17 protein-coding genes are annotated in these 17,254 nt (G+C 45.9%); 11 read left to right on the plus strand and 6 right to left on the minus strand.

All coding sequences use genetic code 11. From position 1 onward, the window contains the following. The first annotated feature begins 22 nt into the window (after positions 1-22). Together G395_RS0123490 and G395_RS0123495 are read left to right on the plus strand one after the other, a co-directional pair. Positions 23-310 carry a hypothetical protein gene (locus G395_RS0123490; RefSeq protein ID WP_026632302.1) on the plus strand — a complete coding sequence of 96 codons (288 nt, stop codon included), beginning with the start codon at positions 23-25 and terminating at the stop codon, positions 308-310. A gap of 107 nt (positions 311-417) precedes the next feature. Beyond that, positions 418-1,626 carry a hypothetical protein gene (locus tag G395_RS0123495; protein WP_026632303.1) on the plus strand — a complete coding sequence of 403 codons (1,209 nt, stop codon included), beginning with the start codon at positions 418-420 and terminating at the stop codon, positions 1,624-1,626. A gap of 53 nt (positions 1,627-1,679) precedes the next feature. Here the strand turns inward: G395_RS0123495 and G395_RS0123500 are convergent, their stop codons facing one another. Then, on the minus strand, positions 1,680-2,513 hold the full coding sequence (locus G395_RS0123500; RefSeq protein ID WP_229204269.1) for a carbohydrate-binding family 9-like protein: 834 nt from the start codon (positions 2,511-2,513) through the stop codon (positions 1,680-1,682). A gap of 5 nt (positions 2,514-2,518) precedes the next feature. After that, a complete protein-coding gene (locus G395_RS30150) occupies positions 2,519-3,838 on the minus strand; it encodes a hypothetical protein (RefSeq protein WP_035361946.1) in 1,320 nt (439 codons plus the stop codon). A 142-nt stretch (positions 3,839-3,980) separates the two neighbouring features. On the opposite strand from G395_RS30150, the gene G395_RS0123510 reads away from it, so the two are divergent. The 3 genes from G395_RS0123510 (at position 3,981) to G395_RS0123520 (ending at position 6,281) form a co-directional block, all read left to right on the plus strand. Then, positions 3,981-4,550, plus strand: coding sequence for an RNA polymerase sigma factor (locus tag G395_RS0123510; protein WP_026632305.1), 570 nt, complete (start codon positions 3,981-3,983; stop codon positions 4,548-4,550). Positions 4,551-4,625: 75 nt separating this feature from the next. Beyond that, the gene (locus G395_RS0123515; protein ID WP_026632306.1) at positions 4,626-4,805 is read left to right on the plus strand and encodes a hypothetical protein; all 180 of its coding nucleotides are present in this window, start codon (positions 4,626-4,628) and stop codon (positions 4,803-4,805) included. Between the two features lie 126 nt (positions 4,806-4,931). Continuing rightward, positions 4,932-6,281, plus strand: a complete 1,350-nt coding sequence (locus G395_RS0123520) for a GH1 family beta-glucosidase (protein WP_026632307.1) — start codon at positions 4,932-4,934, stop codon at positions 6,279-6,281. Positions 6,282-6,307: 26 nt separating this feature from the next. Here G395_RS0123520 and G395_RS0123525 read toward each other — a convergent pair whose 3' ends face one another. Then, the gene (locus tag G395_RS0123525; RefSeq protein ID WP_026632308.1) at positions 6,308-6,538 is read right to left on the minus strand and encodes a hypothetical protein; all 231 of its coding nucleotides are present in this window, start codon (positions 6,536-6,538) and stop codon (positions 6,308-6,310) included. Between the two features lie 103 nt (positions 6,539-6,641). Here G395_RS0123525 and G395_RS0123530 point away from each other — a divergent pair, with 103 nt between their 5' ends. Together G395_RS0123530 and G395_RS0123535 are read left to right on the plus strand one after the other, a co-directional pair. Next, entirely contained in the window at positions 6,642-7,688 is a 1,047-nt protein-coding gene (locus tag G395_RS0123530) for a DUF4097 family beta strand repeat-containing protein (protein WP_026632309.1), read from the plus strand. Between the two features lie 103 nt (positions 7,689-7,791). After that, a complete protein-coding gene (locus G395_RS0123535) occupies positions 7,792-8,769 on the plus strand; it encodes a ComEA family DNA-binding protein (protein ID WP_026632310.1) in 978 nt (325 codons plus the stop codon). 33 nt (positions 8,770-8,802) lie between these two features. Here G395_RS0123535 and G395_RS0123540 read toward each other — a convergent pair whose 3' ends face one another. Then, a complete protein-coding gene (locus G395_RS0123540) occupies positions 8,803-9,573 on the minus strand; it encodes an LOG family protein (RefSeq protein WP_026632311.1) in 771 nt (256 codons plus the stop codon). Between the two features lie 84 nt (positions 9,574-9,657). Here G395_RS0123540 and rpiB point away from each other — a divergent pair, with 84 nt between their 5' ends. After that, a complete protein-coding gene (rpiB, locus tag G395_RS0123545; protein WP_026632312.1) occupies positions 9,658-10,089 on the plus strand; it encodes a ribose 5-phosphate isomerase B in 432 nt (143 codons plus the stop codon). Here rpiB and G395_RS30155 read toward each other — a convergent pair. Beyond that, complete coding sequence (locus G395_RS30155) at positions 9,989-11,497, minus strand: hypothetical protein (RefSeq protein WP_229204270.1); 1,509 nt, start codon at positions 11,495-11,497, stop codon at positions 9,989-9,991. The genes rpiB and G395_RS30155 overlap by 101 nt on opposite strands. Before the next feature lie 101 nt (positions 11,498-11,598). Here G395_RS30155 and rbfA point away from each other — a divergent pair, with 101 nt between their 5' ends. From rbfA to G395_RS0123565, 3 genes are read left to right on the plus strand one after another with little or no spacing between them, the layout of a single operon-like run. Further along, entirely contained in the window at positions 11,599-11,982 is a 384-nt protein-coding gene (gene rbfA / locus G395_RS0123555; protein WP_026632313.1) for a 30S ribosome-binding factor RbfA, read from the plus strand. Positions 11,983-11,998: 16 nt separating this feature from the next. Beyond that, positions 11,999-13,225: an ABC transporter permease gene (locus tag G395_RS0123560; RefSeq protein WP_026632314.1), complete on the plus strand. Its 1,227-nt coding sequence runs from the start codon at positions 11,999-12,001 to the stop codon at positions 13,223-13,225. A 44-nt stretch (positions 13,226-13,269) separates the two neighbouring features. Continuing rightward, positions 13,270-15,894: a M1 family metallopeptidase gene (locus G395_RS0123565; protein ID WP_229204271.1), complete on the plus strand. Its 2,625-nt coding sequence runs from the start codon at positions 13,270-13,272 to the stop codon at positions 15,892-15,894. Between the two features lie 39 nt (positions 15,895-15,933). Here G395_RS0123565 and G395_RS0123570 read toward each other — a convergent pair whose 3' ends face one another. Then, complete coding sequence (locus tag G395_RS0123570; RefSeq protein WP_026632316.1) at positions 15,934-16,995, minus strand: LacI family DNA-binding transcriptional regulator; 1,062 nt, start codon at positions 16,993-16,995, stop codon at positions 15,934-15,936. Between the last annotated feature and the right edge of the window lie 259 nt (positions 16,996-17,254).

Raw genomic sequence — 17,254 nt, forward strand, 5'->3', positions numbered from 1 at the left:
GCATTTCTAACCTTAAACAATCATGAGCCATATCGCCATCCCGATCCCGCCGCTTCAAGGAAAGCAGGAGATTAAAGTTGAAGTAACAATTAATGGTATCAAGCAAAATTTGTTTTACCGTGTTGAGCTTTTTTATTGGGAAGACTGCTCAAATCCGGTCGCGCATCGTGCTGACTGCATTAGCGAAATGCTGTCACATCACGATCCGGATTGGACGGTTTACTATATAGGCGCCCCCAATGATGATTTCGTTCCCATTACTTTCGTGAAAAAAGAGAGCCGTAACCTGCTTAGAGAGGCAATTGCATAGCTTTTGAACTAAGCAATTCATATTTTAAATCTTTATTTGCATCATTGTTGCAATATTTAATCCTATGATTCTATATTTGCATCAATGTTGCATTTAAAGATTTTTTTATGAAAAAGCATTTATTCAAAACACTTTTCACAATCGGACTGGTTTTCGCACTCGCTTCCTGCGACAAGGATGACGACAATCCGGTTACTCCTGCTGCGCAAAGCGAATTCAAATTCATCCGGATCCTGGTCAATGATGAGAGCAGCAAGGAAATCTCACTTGTAGATCCTGTTAAGCTGACTGTCGAAAAATTTGAAGCGCAGTTTCCTAAATCGGCCTTGTATGGAACGCAGGCAGGTCGTTTCGGTGCTTTGGTTAATGGTGCCAATAATTATGTCCAGTTTTTTGATACTGGTTTTGAAGGCCACGGCGACCATGTGGATGTGAAAGGAACCCCTAAGTTCGGCGCATTGACCGGAACAGGGAACAAGCCGACGCATTTCAAGAGCAAAAGCGATGAGGTCATTACTTTTAACGACGGGGACGGCACACTGGCCATTGCCAAAGAGGCAGACTTCCACACGCCGGGTGCTAAAATGACGGTTATCAATGCCGGAAATGTTGCCCACCACGGCGCAATGACGAAGTTTGATAACGGCACTTATGCCATTACCGTGAAAGACGGCTCGGTAGCGGGCACATTGCCTGAGCGTGTGAAAATCATCGACGCTTCCGGTAAAACGCTTTTTGCTTCCACGCTCGCAACCAAAGGCATTCATGGCAACGCCACAAACGGTTCGGTTTCCTTATTTGGCTCTTCGAGTGGTATTTTGGTTGTAGAACCAACTGGAAAACAAAGACTCATTGCACATCCTGCCGACTTTGGTGACGCATGGTTTGGTTCGATACTGGAAGCGAAGGGAGCCGGAAAATTCATCGGTTACACTGCCGCGAAAGGCGCTTATCTGATTGATATCACGGCTAATACAGTAACGCCCATTCTTGCCAATACAGACATTATGCAGGCAAAAGTCGATTATGCAGGGAACAACCTTGTGATCCTGCTGCACAGCGGCGAAGTGCAGATTTTCGACTTAAAAACAAATGCAGTTAAGAAAACAGGATCGGTCATTCCTGCAACTGCTAAAGACGAAACACAAAAGCCGCAACTCGAAGCAACAACACGGTTTGTCTACATTACCCAACCGAAAAGCGGAGAATTGCTGCGGATCAACACCGAAGATTTTTCCAAAGTTGAGAAAATCAAAGTTTCAGCAACACCATATCGTTTAAGTGTCCTGGGCATTGAGTCAGACGAAAGTCATTAGCCATGATAAACCTTTCGGGTCGTCATGATCCGGAAGGTTTTTAAATGAGAATCTCATCTTTTGACCTTGCCTTTCGCATCTGCAAATTGGAGAAAACCCCAATATTCAGGGAAATGCATGTCAATAATGCCCTGCGGCGACCATACCCAATTGTATTCAGGCAGGACTTTGCCCGTTTCAGGATTTCTTTTCCGGGCGTATTTGCCATCTTCGGCTACATGGTGCTGCCAATTGACCCGGGAAAAATTAATGCGCCATGTTGAGCCAGGAATGGGAATCACGGCAGGCACATTCTCATTCGACAGCGATGCGAACGGGATAGCGATTTCCAAAGTCCAGCGCTTATCCTTATCGGTGGCAACATTAACCGTTCCTTCTATGCTGACCGCCGATCTGAGGTCTTTTATATTCCATTTCAGTTGCGCACGGCCGCCTTTTTTGTAAGTTTTGGGTAAAAAAAGATCAAATGTATTGTTGATCGCATTGACTTCCAGCTCATAGTAGTTTGCGCCGTCTCCATCAGGATCAATGAACACTTCGAAGTCATTTTCTAGATAAACGATCTGGTCCTTTTTATCCTGGTAAGCCCAGATATGCTCTTCCTCGATAACTGCCGCAACGTATAAATACTGATCGTCCCACAGCATTTTGGCTTGTGTATGCTGGTAGGGAAGGGGTTTTTTGTCGCCTTCAATGTCTACAAACCGCGCGGTCCAGGGTGCTTTTTTCCAGGCTCGCTCGTCGAGCTTGCCATCAATCCGGATTGGACTGGCTGCTTTTTGGCAAATGTATTTTTTGGGAAGATCGTCTTGGGCAAATCCCCTTGTTAATGTGAATAAATGGGCGAAAAGTAATAATGATGTAAGGTTCAGGTAATTTAATTTCACTTGCTTTATTGTTTGTCAGTAGCCACCAGATCACTGGCTCTCATAGGATTACTTAATAACTTCTCAAATGCTTTCCAGCGTTTTTCCTGGTCCTGGCCGGACGTTTTCTCAATGTAGTTTTTGACCAGGTCCTGTCCGTAATTGTAGTTGATCACATAGCTTCCGTATTTTTTGATGAATCTGAGATAATCCGTCGCGCCCTTTTCGGTCAGCAGGCAATAGTCTGTTAGCCAGCGCAATGCGTCCTTGTCATTCATGGATTTATTGATAAGTCCTCTGGCAACTTCATTCCGGGCATAGTTCAGGGCTGATCCTATTTTAAGCGCTTCGAAATAAAGATGCGCGCCGGTGGTGTCGATACCCGCCAAAGGCATCAGAATTTGTTTGCAATATTGCTCTTGAGAGTCGCCGGGAAATGCGATGGAGATGCCATAGTTCGCACTTCCCTCGGCAATGAGCGACTGCGGACTGAATAGCGGATACAGTGAAATTTCTTGCGAACCCTGATCGTGATAAACATTTTTCTCCAAAAGCACATTGAACACATGATGCCCCGGATAGCCTTCATGGCAGGCAAGGTCAATGGCCCTCTGGATAAAGATAGGCTGACTGACATTGATCTGAATCAGGCTTTGGTAATTGCCTTTATACCAGTTATATCCCGACCACGGCTTGTCCGTCACGTATTCAAGCTTGAAATTCTCACCCGCAGGCAATGTGTAATGTTGGAGGGTTCGTCGCCTCGCTTCCGCAATCGCAACCTGAAAGACCGTGTCAATCTTATCTTTTTGGATTAAAAATCTGGCAGCTAGCTTCTGAAACCGATCCGGAAGCGCACCCTTGCCCGGTAAGATGGCGTCCATTTGTGCAATCAGGTCCTGAAAATGCTTTTCATTGTAAATCGGTGCAACGGCGTCAAACAGATCCCTGGATTCTGTATCAAATGCATCACGGTCCCCAGCAACGATTTTTATCCGGCGTTCAAAGGCCGTAAGCTGTGACCCTAACCACTCAGCGCGCTGGCCAATTGTGTCGTTTTTTGTATTGGTTAGCAGGTCAGTAACCCGCCTTTTAAGCTCTGTAATCCTGAGGGTCAGACTGTCTTTGGGGAAATTAGCAGTGTCCTTTGCCGCTGCCGGTCGCAACGAGTCCGGCCCGTAATATGCATCTACAAAGTCTGCATCATATTGACCAATTGTAAGGCCAAGTGTGACATATTCCCGACCGATCTGTTTTAGTTTTTCCCCATCATCCGATGACTGCTCTTTGAAGCAGGAGAGTATTGTACATACAACAATGGATGTTAAAATACTTTTGAAGGTCATTGTAATAAATGATTTGGTTAGATGCCGATCCCACATTGGGTGTAAATTACACACATTGATTGGAAAGGGAACTGGAACAATATTAATAAAACGGAAAATGCCGGATATAGCCGGATGCAAATCCAGACAAATAGCTACCTACATGACTGCCAAGCAAACATACACAGAAGCAACACTTGTATCCCTTCTGAAATCCAACGATCGTAGCGCCTTTGAATATTTGTATGATAACTACTCTTCGGCGTTATATGGGATCATTGTCAAGATTGTGAAAGATGAGGAACGCGCCTGTGATGCTATGCAAGATACATTTCTGAAAATTTGGAAGAATATCGGCCACTACAATTCTGAGAAGGGAACCCTTTTCACCTGGATCCTGAACATCGCGCGTAATACTGCCATTGATAAGCTGCGTGTAGAAATGAAAAAGGAACGCGTTATCCAGCTGGAACTTGTCCGCGACGGGGATCTTATTTCCTCCACGATTTTTAACCCGCTTCCGGCGACAATGGATCTTCGCTCAATCGTAGAGCGACTGCTTCCTGAGCGTAAACTGCTTATTGAAATGGTGTACTTCCAGGGATATACGCATGAAGAGGTTTCAGAGCGGCTTAGCCTGCCTTTGGGAACCGTAAAGTCACGAATCCGGAAAGCTTTGCGAGAACTGCGTGAGATTTTCGAGGTCTGCGCTCCGAGGCCCATCTATGCTTGATATCAAGCTAACATTATGTCTACATCACGCTGCTTTATATTTTTAATTTCGTGAACACGAGCGCGGTCGGTAAATATGCAATTTTGTGCATATGTGTATCAAAATGTGCCTGTGCAAGGTGGAAGCGCCATCAATATGACTGTGTACGGTGGTACGCACGATGTTAGGCAGACGCACAGATTCTATTTTCGTTTTTACGATAAAAATAACAACGAGATAGAAAATGAGCGTGTTACCGTTGATATGGAACCCTGACGCGCAAAATCCTTATCGTGAGGTAACAGCCGCTTATTATTTGAGAGCCCTTCATCCGTAATTATCGGGTGAAGGGCTTTTCTTTTGTAATATGTTTCTAACTTTCCGGCACATAAAAAGGCAGCAGTGACGACGGATATTCATTTCAATAAGCAGGATTTTGGTGCTGATTTCAGTTGGGGAGTCGCTACGGCAGCTTACCAGATCGAAGGGGCGGTAGATGTGGATGGCCGTGGCCCGTGCGTCTGGGATCAGTTTGCTTCGATAAAAGGCAAGATCAAAAACGGGGACAATGCACGTATTGCCTGTGACTTTTATAACCGTTTCGAAAGCGATATCGAGCTGGCTCATGCCTTGGGTTTCAAGGAATTCAGGTTTTCGATTTCCTGGTCACGTATTTTGCCAAAAGGTCACGGCGAAGTGAATGAAGCCGGGATTTTATTTTATAATAAACTGATAGACAAATGCTTATCACTCGATATCATTCCCTGGATTACGCTCTATCACTGGGACCTTCCGCAAGCACTTGAAGATCTCGGCGGGTGGAAAAACCGAAAGATTCTGGAATGGTTTGAGTCATACGCCACGATATGTGCAAATGCATTTGGCGACAGGGTCAAAAAATGGATTGTGCTCAACGAGCCGATGGCTGTTGCCGGATTGGGTTACACCACAGGATTACATGCGCCGGGAAGGAGAAGTATAAGCAACTTTTTGCCCGTTGTACATCATTTGGCCATGTGCCAGGCGATCGGCGGTGAAGTGATCAGGCGCAATGTTGCAGATGCTTACATTGGAACAGCCATTTCATGTTCCTATGTACATGCAGCTAGCGCGAGCTTCCGGGATGTACGCGCTGCCAAACGCGCCGACGCATTGATGAACCGACTTTTCATTGAGCCCGCATTGGGAATGGGCTACCCGGCGGATGCGTTCCGTTTTTTAAGAAATATCAAACGCTACATGCAACCCGGCGATGCCGAAAGGCTCAAATTCGACTTTGATTTCATTGGTATACAAAACTATTTCAGTGTGGTGGTGCAGCATTCTTATTTCGCACCCGTGGTTTGGCTGAAAGAAGTTCCTGCAAAACTCAGGAATGTGCCGGTAACGGCCATGGGCTGGGAAGTAAGTGGTGACGGAATGTATCACATTTTGAAACAATTTGACGCGTACGACGGAATCCGGGAGATCATTGTTTCTGAAAACGGCGCCGCTTTTCACGATCAGGTTGAGGGGGAAAATGTTCATGATCCTGAGCGAACGTCATTCTATCAGGAATATCTGGCGGCTATATTGAAAGCTAAAAATGAAGGAGTAAAAGTGAAAGGTTACCTGGCCTGGACAATGATGGATAATTTTGAATGGGCAGAAGGTTATGCAGCCCGATTTGGGCTGGTGCATGTGGATTTTAAGACCCAGAAACGCATTATTAAGGATTCGGGCAAATGGTTTGCCTCTTTTCTGAAAATGTGAAATGCGACCGATAGCGGTCGCATAACTTATAGATTGAGAATTTCTTTGGCTTCCTTTTCGGAATAGTAAGGGCCAAGCTCTGCTTCGTCAATGATCTCGTGAACCTGGTCTTCGGATGCGCGCATAGACCTGGCAGCCGATTCATGCTCCGGAATTTCGCTGAAATGGATCATTCCTTTTTGCTGTAAATTTTCGAGGATTTTAGTGATTAATTCTTCTTCCGAGTCATTCGCCACTTCAATGTGAAAGGTTTTCATAGTAGTCTTTTTGTATTTAAATATATTATTTCAAAAACCATACCGGCGATGCAACCTCGTAGCCAGATTCAGCATCATTCAGAAAAACCTAATCATACTAGACATGAGAAACAGAAAACTACTTTTAATAATGTTTGCGCTTTTCACAGCAGGGGCCGTTTCTGCCCAGGTCGATAGCGATAAGCCCTATGTAACCAAAAACTTTAACAGCGCTAACCTGAAAGAAGTTACCGTAGAAACTTCCGGCGGCTCCATCACCGTAGATGGCGGCCAAAACAGTGGGTTCAAGGTCGAAATGTATGTAAGACCTAACAACAATTGGAATGGTAAGAGCGAATTAAGCAAGGATGACATTGAAGACCGGCTGGAAGACTACGACATTCTCATCGGAACAGAAGGAAACCGGGTTGTTGCAACTGCAAAACGGAAAAACAATGTAAAATGGAATGATAAAAAAAGCATTTCCATCGGTTTCAAAGTATCGGCCCCACGAAATACACAAACAAACTTAAAAACCAGCGGCGGCAGCATACACATTGCGTCGCTGAGCGGTGAGCAGAATTTCGAAACAAGCGGTGGAAGCCTGAAAGTAAGTGACCTCGACGGCATAATTCGCGGGCGGACTTCAGGAGGCAGCATCGATGTCATGAATTGCAAAAAGGACATCGACCTTCATACAAGCGGAGGAAGCATCAAGGCAACCGAATTGACCGGCAAAATCCAGCTCAAAACCTCCGGCGGCAGCATTGCGTTGCATGGCCTTGAGGGCGACATTGAAGCACGCACGAGCGGCGGAAGCGTAAAAGGCGATGGCATTAAAGGCACATTGAATACAGGCACATCGGGCGGTTCGGTAAGGCTTGCCAATGTTTCAGGAAGCTTGCGGGCCAGCACAAGTGCCGGAAGCATTGAGGTCGAAATGGCTAAACTAGGCGATTATGTGGATCTGTCGAGTTCAGCAGGAAGCGTTCGCGTGACTATGCCGATGGATAAGGGCGTAGACCTGGATCTGAAAGGAAATAAAGTGAACATTGCCCTCAAAAACTTCGATGGGGAAGCAGCAAAGGACCGTGTACGTGGAAAAATGAATGGCGGCGGCATTCCGGTTACGCTGTCAGCCAGCGCCGGAAGTGTTTCTGTGAATCAGTAATTATATTGTAAATGAGGGCTGCGAAGGTGTAAAAAACATCTTCGCAGTTTTTTTGTGACCAATAACGAAAGCTACGTATAAAGGGAAATTAATGTCCCGACAAATGTTCCGTAAAATCGCGTCACTGCTGCAATCGTATTTTGGTATTTCAAGAAAAGAAGCAAGGGGCGCGCTGGTCCTGATGGTGCTCTGCCTGCTTTTGCTGTGGTTACCCTTCTTTTTCCGGAGGTTCCTGTTGCCTGATCTGCACATCAACGAGCGGCCGGCTAATGTGAGAATGCTGGACAGTCTGGCCATTGTATTGGAGAAGGCTAACCAGGCTAAGAGCAAATCTTTTAAATCTTATCTTAAAAAAAGATTTGCCCGCAAACCCGGGAAGCCGGTTAAGCCGTCTGATTTTGATCCTAACGTGGCCTCCGTGGACCAGCTGGAAACGCTTGGCATTCCTGCATTTCTTGCCAAAAGAATTGAAAATTTTCGAAGCAAAGGAGGCAAGTTCCGAAAGAAAAACGACCTGCTTAATATCTACGATTTTCCATCAGAACTGTTCCACAAGCTCGAAAAGCACATTGTTTTTACGGCTCAGCCAACCTTTGAAAAGAACATCACCGGAACAAAAAAGCATATTGGAAACGATAAAGCACCTTATTCAACATTCAGTGAGCCTTTAAAACCGGTGATAACGGCATTTGACATTAACACCGCAGATACAACCGAACTTATGAAACTGCGGGGGATCGGAAGCAAGCTTTCTGTGCGCATCCTGAAATTCCGTGATGCGCTGGGCGGGTTCCATTCTGCGGATCAATATGAAGAGATTTTCGGGCTGGACTCCGTGGCGCTGGCTGAACTGCACCGTTATGGAAAGGTCAGCAGCGCAGTGAAAAAGATTAATCTCAATAGCGTGAGTGCCGAGGACCTGGGTAAGCATTTGTATTTCAAAAACAAGAAAGTCACGGCCATCATTATCAATTACCGGAACCAGCACGGGCCGTTCAGGAATGTGGATGACTTGCGGAAAGTGCGGGTTGTGGATGAAGCCATGATCAAAAAAATAGAGCCGTATCTTCGTTTTGACTAGGATACGGCTCTTTTAATGTTGCAGCTTGTATGCTTAGAAGTTTGGCTTCAACATATATTTATTGTAGAAGTTGTCGATCACTTTCACGGCTTCATCCGGCGTGTCAACAACACTGATCAGTTTCATGTCTTCGGGATTAATGTTGCCCTCGGTCAGCATTGTTCCCTTGATCCAGTCGAGCAAACCGGTCCAGTAACTGCTTCCTACAAGCACGATGGGAAAGCGTCCGATCTTCTTGGTCTGGATTAACGTCATCGCTTCAAACATTTCGTCTAGCGTTCCAAATCCGCCCGGCATAACGATAAACCCCTGCGAATATTTAACAAACATTACTTTTCGTACAAAGAAAAAATCGAAGTTAATGTTCTTGTCAGGATCAATATAAATGTTGCTATGCTGCTCAAAAGGGAGTTTTATATTTAATCCAACCGACTTTCCGCCTTGCTCGCGCGCACCTTTGTTACCTGCCTCCATAATCCCGGGCCCACCACCCGTGATCACGCCATATCCATGTCTTACGAGCTTGGCTGCAATGTCTTCGGCCGTTTTGTAATGCGGGTTGCTGGATAGCGTCCGCGCCGACCCGAATATAGAAACGCAAGGCCCGATTTTCGCCAGCTTGTCAAACCCTTCGACAAACTCGGCCATTACTTTAAACACAACCCAGGAATCTGCACTTTTTATCTCATTCCAATTCCGGTCTTCAAATGCTTCCTTGATCCGCTTTTCATCTTCGGGAACCGCGGGGTTCATCAGGGAAACGTCTATTAATTCCGCATTAGTTGGCTTTGCTTCTTCACTCATATTCGGATATTCAATTTAGTTGTTGAAGTAGATAATCGTAACTTTGTAAGACCATCATTAAATGTTACAATTAACAAAAAACTAATGAGAAAAATTGCTATCGGTTCGGATCACGCGGGTTTTCCATATAAGGAGCCGGTTATCAACTGGTTAACGACGAATGGTTTTGAAGTGAAGGATTTCGGCACATACAGCGCCGATTCTGCTGACTATGCAGATTTTGCCCATCCCGTTGCGAGCGGCGTTGAAAGCGGAGAATTCGAAAAAGGCGTGTTGCTTTGCGGCAGCGGCCAGGGCGTTTGCATTACGGCCAATAAGCATCAGGGAATCCGGGCAGCGCTGGTTTGGGACCTGCCATTAGCAGCATTGGCACGCCAGCATAACGATGCAAATGTTATTTGCTTACCCGTTCGATTTATCGAGCTGGAAACGGCACTGGCAAGCGTAGGTGCATTTCTGGCAACGGAATTCGAAGGTGGCCGTCACCAGACCCGGGTGGATAAGATTGCCTGCTAGATTTGCGCTGATAAATCCCTTTCCAGGGACTTAATTCATATTGGCTTCTTAATGCCGGAACGCGATAAAGCAGTTTCGGCATAATGTTCACCTTGTCGATCACATAATCCGGCGGGTCCTTTTTGAAGTTGTCATAGACGTGGATCACGCTGTCAAAATTATCGAGGTTGCGCAAATCGTAGCTGGCGAGTTCCCAGTTGAGGTAAGGCGTTGCTGTGTAATTATTGATATATTCTCCTGAATGCTGCCCCAGGACCAGTACGCGCTTATTCTGGATCTGGTCTGGAAGCACTGCTTGTTTCGCACGCAGGTTTTCCAGCTTACCCATTGATAATCCGGGTATAATGCCGCGCAATCCCTGATATTGGATCATCAGGATCACAGCGCCCATTGTGATAAACTGAAACTCGTCGGCCCAACTTTTTTTCTTGAAACTCTGAAAATAATGTGTTGCGAAAAACGCAGCAGGCGGGATGAAGATCACAAACTGCATCGGCGCCATAAACTGCATGAGCGGAATGGTGAACACCGCAATGATAAACCAAAGCGCCATCACCTGCTGGATCCGCGTTTGATAATTGACAAAGCGCAACGTGGTGAAAATCCGCATAAAACCCATCACCCCGAAGCCCAGCGGCAGCAACAGCGACGCGATCAGCGAGGAAAAATCATTGAGATTATATTGTTTTACCTGAAAAACAGAAGTCAGCAGGTTCCTGTTGAGACTTTCAATGCCATTGTTCATATAAAAGAACAGCACGACCATCAGCAACGGAAATAAGGATCCGAACAGCCCCAGCAGATGGTGACGCACGGTGGAACCTGTATAAAACAACAGCGCCAAAAATGCCCAGATCATAAACAAGGAAGCCGGCAGATAAAACAATGTGGCAATGCCGATATAAAGCCCCATTTCAAAAACCTGGGTCGTTACTTCCCTTCTTACCAGGATCTTAACAATGGCGCCGAAGGCAAAAAGCAGAAATGTATTAGCCATCAGCATGGGCGAAAGCGTGCCCATATCAAAAGAAATGTTCAGGAACAATGCGTATAAAGCACCCGGCAGGAACGTGCGTTCGGGGAAAACTTCCCGGGAATGTATAACGTAGTTGAAATAAAGGATCTGCACGACTGAAACCGTGACCGCGGCGAGCTGATAAACCCATTGCGTGCGCCCGAAAAGCGTGTCGATAAGCCAGTAAGTAAGGCCTGAAAAAGGGCTCACATTGTCCCACACGTCCCGGTAAAGCATAAATCCACGGCCCATTTGCTCGCCTACCAGCATCCAGCTCAGTTCCGGGATAAGCAGCGGCGCACCTCCCAGGAAAAATGGAAGCCGGAGCAGCAGGAAAAATACGACCAGACTGATGCTCTGATACCGTGCGTTAACGCGAAAAAAACTTAACAAGAAGTATGCGGATTATGTATCTTATCAGAATAACTTTCACGAAATTACAACTCCGCATTCTACAAAAACAAAATAAGTCCGGATATTTGTACTTTTGAAACATGGAATCTAAAAGACAACAAAAAGTAGGGAGGCAGATTCAGAAGGATCTTGGGGAGATATTTCAAAAGGACGCACATCATTTGACGAATGGCTCTTTTGTTACCATTACAGCCGTGCGTGTTACGCCGGATCTGAGCATTGCAAGAGCATACCTGAGTTTTTTGCCCGATAAAAACAAGTCGATATTACTGGAAACGATCCAGGAAAACACCAAATTCATTCGTCAGAAACTGGGCGAAAGGGTGCGTCACCAGCTTCGGATCGTACCTCATCTTCAATTCTATATGGACGATACCGCCGAGTATGCAGCCAAAATGGACCTGCTGTTTTCGGATATTGTTATTCCACCAGCTCAACCGGACGAGGACGACGAATCCAATTGATTAAAGCTCCTGCCTAATGCATCTTTCGTACAGGATCGCTGTCCGCTATTTTTTTTCCCGGAACAAACGCAGCTTCATCAGTGTCATAGCCCGCATCGCTATGGCTGGTGTGGCAGTTGGAACGATGGCTATGGTCGTCGTGCTTTCTGTTTTTAATGGAATGGAGGACCTGAACAGGAAAATCTTCAAAACCTTCGATGCGGACGTTAAGATCACGCCCGCAGAAGGCAAACGATTTAAAACAGACAATGCATTGATTCAAAAGGTCAGATCCGTTGAAGGCGTCAGGCTGGTTACGCAGGTTGTGGAAGACAACGCGCTTGCCCAATATGGCAACCAGCAGATCATTGTACGCCTCAAAGGCGTTGACAGCACATTTCAGCGGCAGGGCCAGCTTGATACGGCGATCATTGAAGGAACATTAAAACTTTATGGCCAGGGCGGCACGCCGTATGGCATCATTGCGGAAGGCGTCAGGAATGCTTTATCCATTACTTTGGAAGACATTATTACGCCACTACAATTAATGTATCCCAAAACCGGCTCCAAAACATTAAACCTTACCTCCTCGGAAGCATTTAACCACCTTATGCTGAGGCCTGGCGGCATATTTTTTATAGAGACACGTTACGATGATTACGTGATCGCGCCAATCGCATTGGTCGAAAAACTGATGGGATATGAAGGTGAAAGATCTTCGCTGGAAGTGCAGGTTATGCCAGGTTACAAGGAAGAAAAGGTAAGCAGGAGGATTGCGGATCAATTGGGTGACCGGTTTGTGGTCAGAGACAGGGATTCGCTTAACTCCGACTTGCTTCGCGCGATCCGTCTGGAAAAACTTTTTGTGGCTATAACCTTGTCTTTCATTATTTTAGTAGCTGCGATCAACATTTTCTTTTCGCTCAGCATGCTGGCCATTGAGAAAAAGAAGGACGTTTCCATGCTATATGCATTAGGCGCCACGCCGGGATTGATCCGGAGAATTTTTCTCGCAGAAGGAGCAATTGTGGCGTTGTCTGGTGCGCTGGCAGGGCTTGGCGGTGGAATTTTACTATGCGTACTGCAATTGAAATATGGATTTGTTTCAATGGGAATGGCAACGTCACTGGTGGATGCCTATCCCGTTAAATTAATATGGGCAGATATACTCTATACGGGCGTTATTGTCGTTATCATAACAATGCTGGTGTCGTACATTCCCGCCAGGAGAGCAGCAGAAGCAGGGAGAATCCTGCCGACCTGATATTTTATTTGAACAGAAGAATAAAAAATACTAACAAAATCATTTTGACATACATCCACACAATCATCTTGAAAAGAGACGTTACCGGCCACGATAGGGGGCTTTTTTTGGGCCGTTTGATCTTTGTTATTTGCACAGCATTGCTATTGTTCTCCGTTCCTTCACAGGCTGCCGAGGTGGCAGATACGCTGAGAAGAAGGAACCCGGGAACAGTTTATTCACAAGGCGCTTACCGTCCGGAGCGGCCAAGGAAAAGTGATATTCTTTATACACGCCTTGATGTCGCATTCGACTGGGAGAAGCAGCAGGTTCCGGCGTCGGCCGTTCTCATGTTCAAGCCTCATTTTTATCCGCAAAACATACTGGAACTGGATGCTAAGGGCTTTGATATAAAAAGTATTTCTCTCATGGACACGGTGGGAGATTACGGATCATTGTCCACGGAAGAGATTCAGGGAAAAGTCAAGAAAAAACTGGAATACACTTATGATAAGCGAAAATTGCTGATCAAGCTGGATCAGAGCTACACCAGGAAAGACACCGTTTTTGTCAAAATAGATTACATAGCGCGTCCGAATGACGTTCCGCGTGACAAGCCGGGAGACAGCGCATCCGACAAAGGACTCTATTTTATCAATGCGGATGGCATGGATGAAGGTAAGCCCAAGCAGATCTGGACGCAGGGTGAGACCGAAGGAAGCAGCTGCTGGTTTCCTACCATCGACGCGCCTAATCAGAAATTTACACAGGACATTTACATTACCGTAGACAGCACGTACAAGACGTTATCAAATGGTCTGCTGGTTGCGCAGCAGGAAGGCAAAAAAGGTTTGCGGACCGATCACTGGAAACAGACACTGCCGCACGCGCCTTACCTTACTATGCTGGCCGTGGGGGACTTTGTGGTTGCCAAGGATATGATGCCAAACGGATTGGAACTGAGCTACTATGTTGAGCCAAAATACGGGCAGGATGCGCACGCAATCTTCGGCCGTACGCCTGAAATGATGGGCTTTTTTGCCAACGTTTTCGGAATTGAATATCCCTGGGAAAAATACGCACAGATTGCCGTAAGGGACTTTGTGGCGGGCGCAATGGAAAATACCACGGCAACCGTACACGAAGAAGGCGTTCAAAATGTCGCCCGGTCGCTTGTGGACGGAAACTCGGACGCGGTGATTGCCCATGAATTGGCGCATCACTGGTTTGGGGACTATGTTACCGCCGAAGAATGGGGGCAACTTCCTTTGAATGAGTCATTTGCAAATTACTCCGAATATCTCTGGAGCGAGTATAACAATGGAAAATACGAAGCAGACTGGCAGAACTTGCAGGAAATGAAAGCTTATCTGGCTGAATCCGAAACAAAGCAGGTGCCGATGATCCGCTATTTTTATAAGGATCGGGAAAATATGTTCGACAGCCATTCCTACGCCAAAGGCGGCCGAATCCTGCATATGCTGCGCAACTATGTAGGCGATGATGCTTTTTTTGCCTCCCTTCAGCATTATTTAAAAAGTCACGCATTCGGAACTGCTGAGATCGATGATCTGAGAATGTCTTTCGAGAAAGTTACGGGAGAAGATCTGAACTGGTTTTTTGACCAATGGTTTCACAAGCCGGGGCACCCAGCCATTAAAATCCAGCAGGAATACGCGGCGGCAACGGGTAAAGTGCTTTTGAAATTAAAACAAACGCAGGACACGCTGGCAACGACGGTTTACAGGCTTCCGCTGAAAGTGGATGTTTGGGTTAGCGGTAAGAAAAACCAGTACAATGTAGTGGTGGACAAGGTAAACCAAACACTCGAATTCCCTGCTGCTAAAAAGCCTGATCTGGTTGTTTTCGATGCGGAAGCGCAGTTGCTTGGCGTTGTGGAGCATGAAAAGAACAGACGTGAAATGGAGTTCCAATACACGCATAGCGACCGGTTCTTACATAAATATGAAGCGCTGGCATCGTTGGAAGGAAACCTTACAGATACATTAGCAAGGGGAATTCTGGTAAAAGCCATGACGGACCCTTTCTGGAAATTCCGTCAGATGGCGATCAGTAATTTTGCGGAATATGATGGCGATGGTTTTGCCGATATTGAAAAGGTGATCCAGAGCGCTGCAAGGCAGGACGCACATCCGCAAGTGCGCTCGGAAGCAATGATCACCTTGGCTTCTTTCGGTGACAACAACAGCGATTCTATTTTCAGGGAAGCATTAAGTGACAGTTCTTACCAGGTCGTTTCGGTGGCGATCGAGAAATATCTGATGGCGCAACCGACCGATGCAAATGAAATAGCAGCCCAGTTTGAAAACAGCCCCAATGATGCCATTGTAACGTCTGTCGGCAACTATTATGCAGGACTTGCCCAGCCAGAGCGGTTCGACTGGTTTTTAGACAAGATGAAGGCGATGAAACCTACGGAAAAGTATAATTTCTTGCAGGTTTTTGGAAAGTATCTGATCAAATCCAAGCAGGATGTGCAGCGTAAGAGCATTCCCGTTTTGGAAGGGCTGGCGCGTGAAAATCCTTCCTATTTTGTAAGATTTGGCGCATTCCAGGCTTTGGGCTTGCTGACAGACATTCAAGGCGTAGCGGCTTTGCGTAAGGATATCCGCGCCAAGGAAACCGAACCTAAACTGAAAGAAATGTACAGCCAGTTCGGCGATTTGTAAGCAGCGTTATTTGGTAAAACCCTGCTGATTTGACAAACCTTATTGCGGATCCAGGTAGTAATCCAGGTTTTCCTTGGTGATAATGTCCAGCGGCAGGAATTTAATCGGCTGAATGTCCTTTTTAAACACCAGGAAGTTAGCCAGCTGATGAATTCCCCAGTAACCTTGTCCAAGCGGATTTTGGTTGATCAGGAAGTTAATAATCTCTTTTTCCAGGAAGTTGAGGTTCGGCTTTAACAAGTCATAACCCACCAATTTGATGTGTTTTAACGCCTTTTTTTCCAGATAGGAAGCCACTTCGAATGCTTTGGAATTGGTAACATAAACGGCCTTCAGTTCAGGTTCGTCTGTCAGGATCGCATCCAACTGGTCATCGAGCGTCTCTCCATCCGGGAAATTGATCTCTTTGCTGATCACCTTGTAAGCAGCGTCGTCACTGGCCTTAAAATAATCCCGGAAACCAGCTTCTTTTGTGATCAAATGGGCAGAGTTCGAAATGTCTTCATTCACGTGCGCCACCAAAACGGTCCCCGGCGACTGCAATCCGAAACTCAGGATCTTTGCTGCCAACGAACCACTTCTATACGAGTCCTGTCCAATGTAGCAAAGCGGGTTAACATGCTCGATCTGCGTATTAAATAGCACATAAGGAATATTCAGATTCGCCCATTCTTCGAAAAAAGGCAATGCTTCTTTGTAAAAAACCGGTGCAATCAAAAGTCCGTCGGGATGCTCTTTGGAAACTTCCTTAGCCTTTGCGATAAATGACTGTTCCTCATGCGAATTGAAAATGAACAGGGTAATGTATACGCCATATTGCCGTAATTCTTTTTCCGCCTTTTCAAGCCCGATTTTCGGTGCTTCCCAGTATGAATCCGCATCAGGGTCAGGGATAAGGACTGCCAAATTGTAAGTCTTCTGGGATTTTAATGATTGCGCAATGAAATTAGGCTCATAGTTAAGCTCTTTAATAATGCTCAAAATACGCTCACGCACATCATCGGCAACCCTGCCTCGATTGTGCAATACACGGTCTACGGTTCCTTTTGACGTTTGGGCCTTTTCTGCTATGTCTTTTATTCTGACGATTCTCTTTTTCACTTTCTTGGGGTGTCTGTATCCTTCATGTGCGGTTGCCAGGACGAATATCAAATTTTTATTTGAAGGATAAATAGTTTAGAACAAACTAATGTGTCTGGCACAATACTTTTCAAATTTTATTTATAATAAATTTGAGATTGTCCTTAATAGAGTTTAGTTTTACGCAGTGCAAATGCATTTACATCTGCGCTTTCGGGTACGATCCCGAGAACACATTTTGCGTGTGTGCTCGAACACTTTTTTGATTTTTGATTGGATT

The organism is Dyadobacter alkalitolerans DSM 23607, assembly GCF_000428845.1.
In the GTDB taxonomy this organism is placed as follows: Bacteria; Bacteroidota; Bacteroidia; order Cytophagales; family Spirosomataceae; genus Dyadobacter; species Dyadobacter alkalitolerans.

Bases quoted from the DNA above. Each gene is read 5' to 3' on its own strand.
- G395_RS0123490 (WP_026632302.1), top strand. From the start codon at position 23: ATGAGCCATATCGCCATCCCGATCCCGCCGCTTCAAGGAAAGCAGGAG.
- G395_RS0123495 (WP_026632303.1), top strand. From the start codon at position 418: ATGAAAAAGCATTTATTCAAAACACTTTTCACAATCGGACTGGTTTTC.
- G395_RS30150 (WP_035361946.1), bottom strand. From the start codon at position 3,838: ATGACCTTCAAAAGTATTTTAACATCCATTGTTGTATGTACAATACTC.
- G395_RS0123510 (WP_026632305.1), top strand. From the start codon at position 3,981: ATGACTGCCAAGCAAACATACACAGAAGCAACACTTGTATCCCTTCTG.
- G395_RS0123515 (WP_026632306.1), top strand. From the start codon at position 4,626: ATGCAATTTTGTGCATATGTGTATCAAAATGTGCCTGTGCAAGGTGGA.
- G395_RS0123525 (WP_026632308.1), bottom strand. From the start codon at position 6,538: ATGAAAACCTTTCACATTGAAGTGGCGAATGACTCGGAAGAAGAATTA.
- G395_RS0123530 (WP_026632309.1), top strand. From the start codon at position 6,642: ATGAGAAACAGAAAACTACTTTTAATAATGTTTGCGCTTTTCACAGCA.
- G395_RS0123535 (WP_026632310.1), top strand. From the start codon at position 7,792: ATGTTCCGTAAAATCGCGTCACTGCTGCAATCGTATTTTGGTATTTCA.
- G395_RS0123540 (WP_026632311.1), bottom strand. From the start codon at position 9,573: ATGAGTGAAGAAGCAAAGCCAACTAATGCGGAATTAATAGACGTTTCC.
- rpiB (WP_026632312.1), top strand. From the start codon at position 9,658: ATGAGAAAAATTGCTATCGGTTCGGATCACGCGGGTTTTCCATATAAG.
- rbfA (WP_026632313.1), top strand. From the start codon at position 11,599: ATGGAATCTAAAAGACAACAAAAAGTAGGGAGGCAGATTCAGAAGGAT.
- G395_RS0123560 (WP_026632314.1), top strand. From the start codon at position 11,999: ATGCATCTTTCGTACAGGATCGCTGTCCGCTATTTTTTTTCCCGGAAC.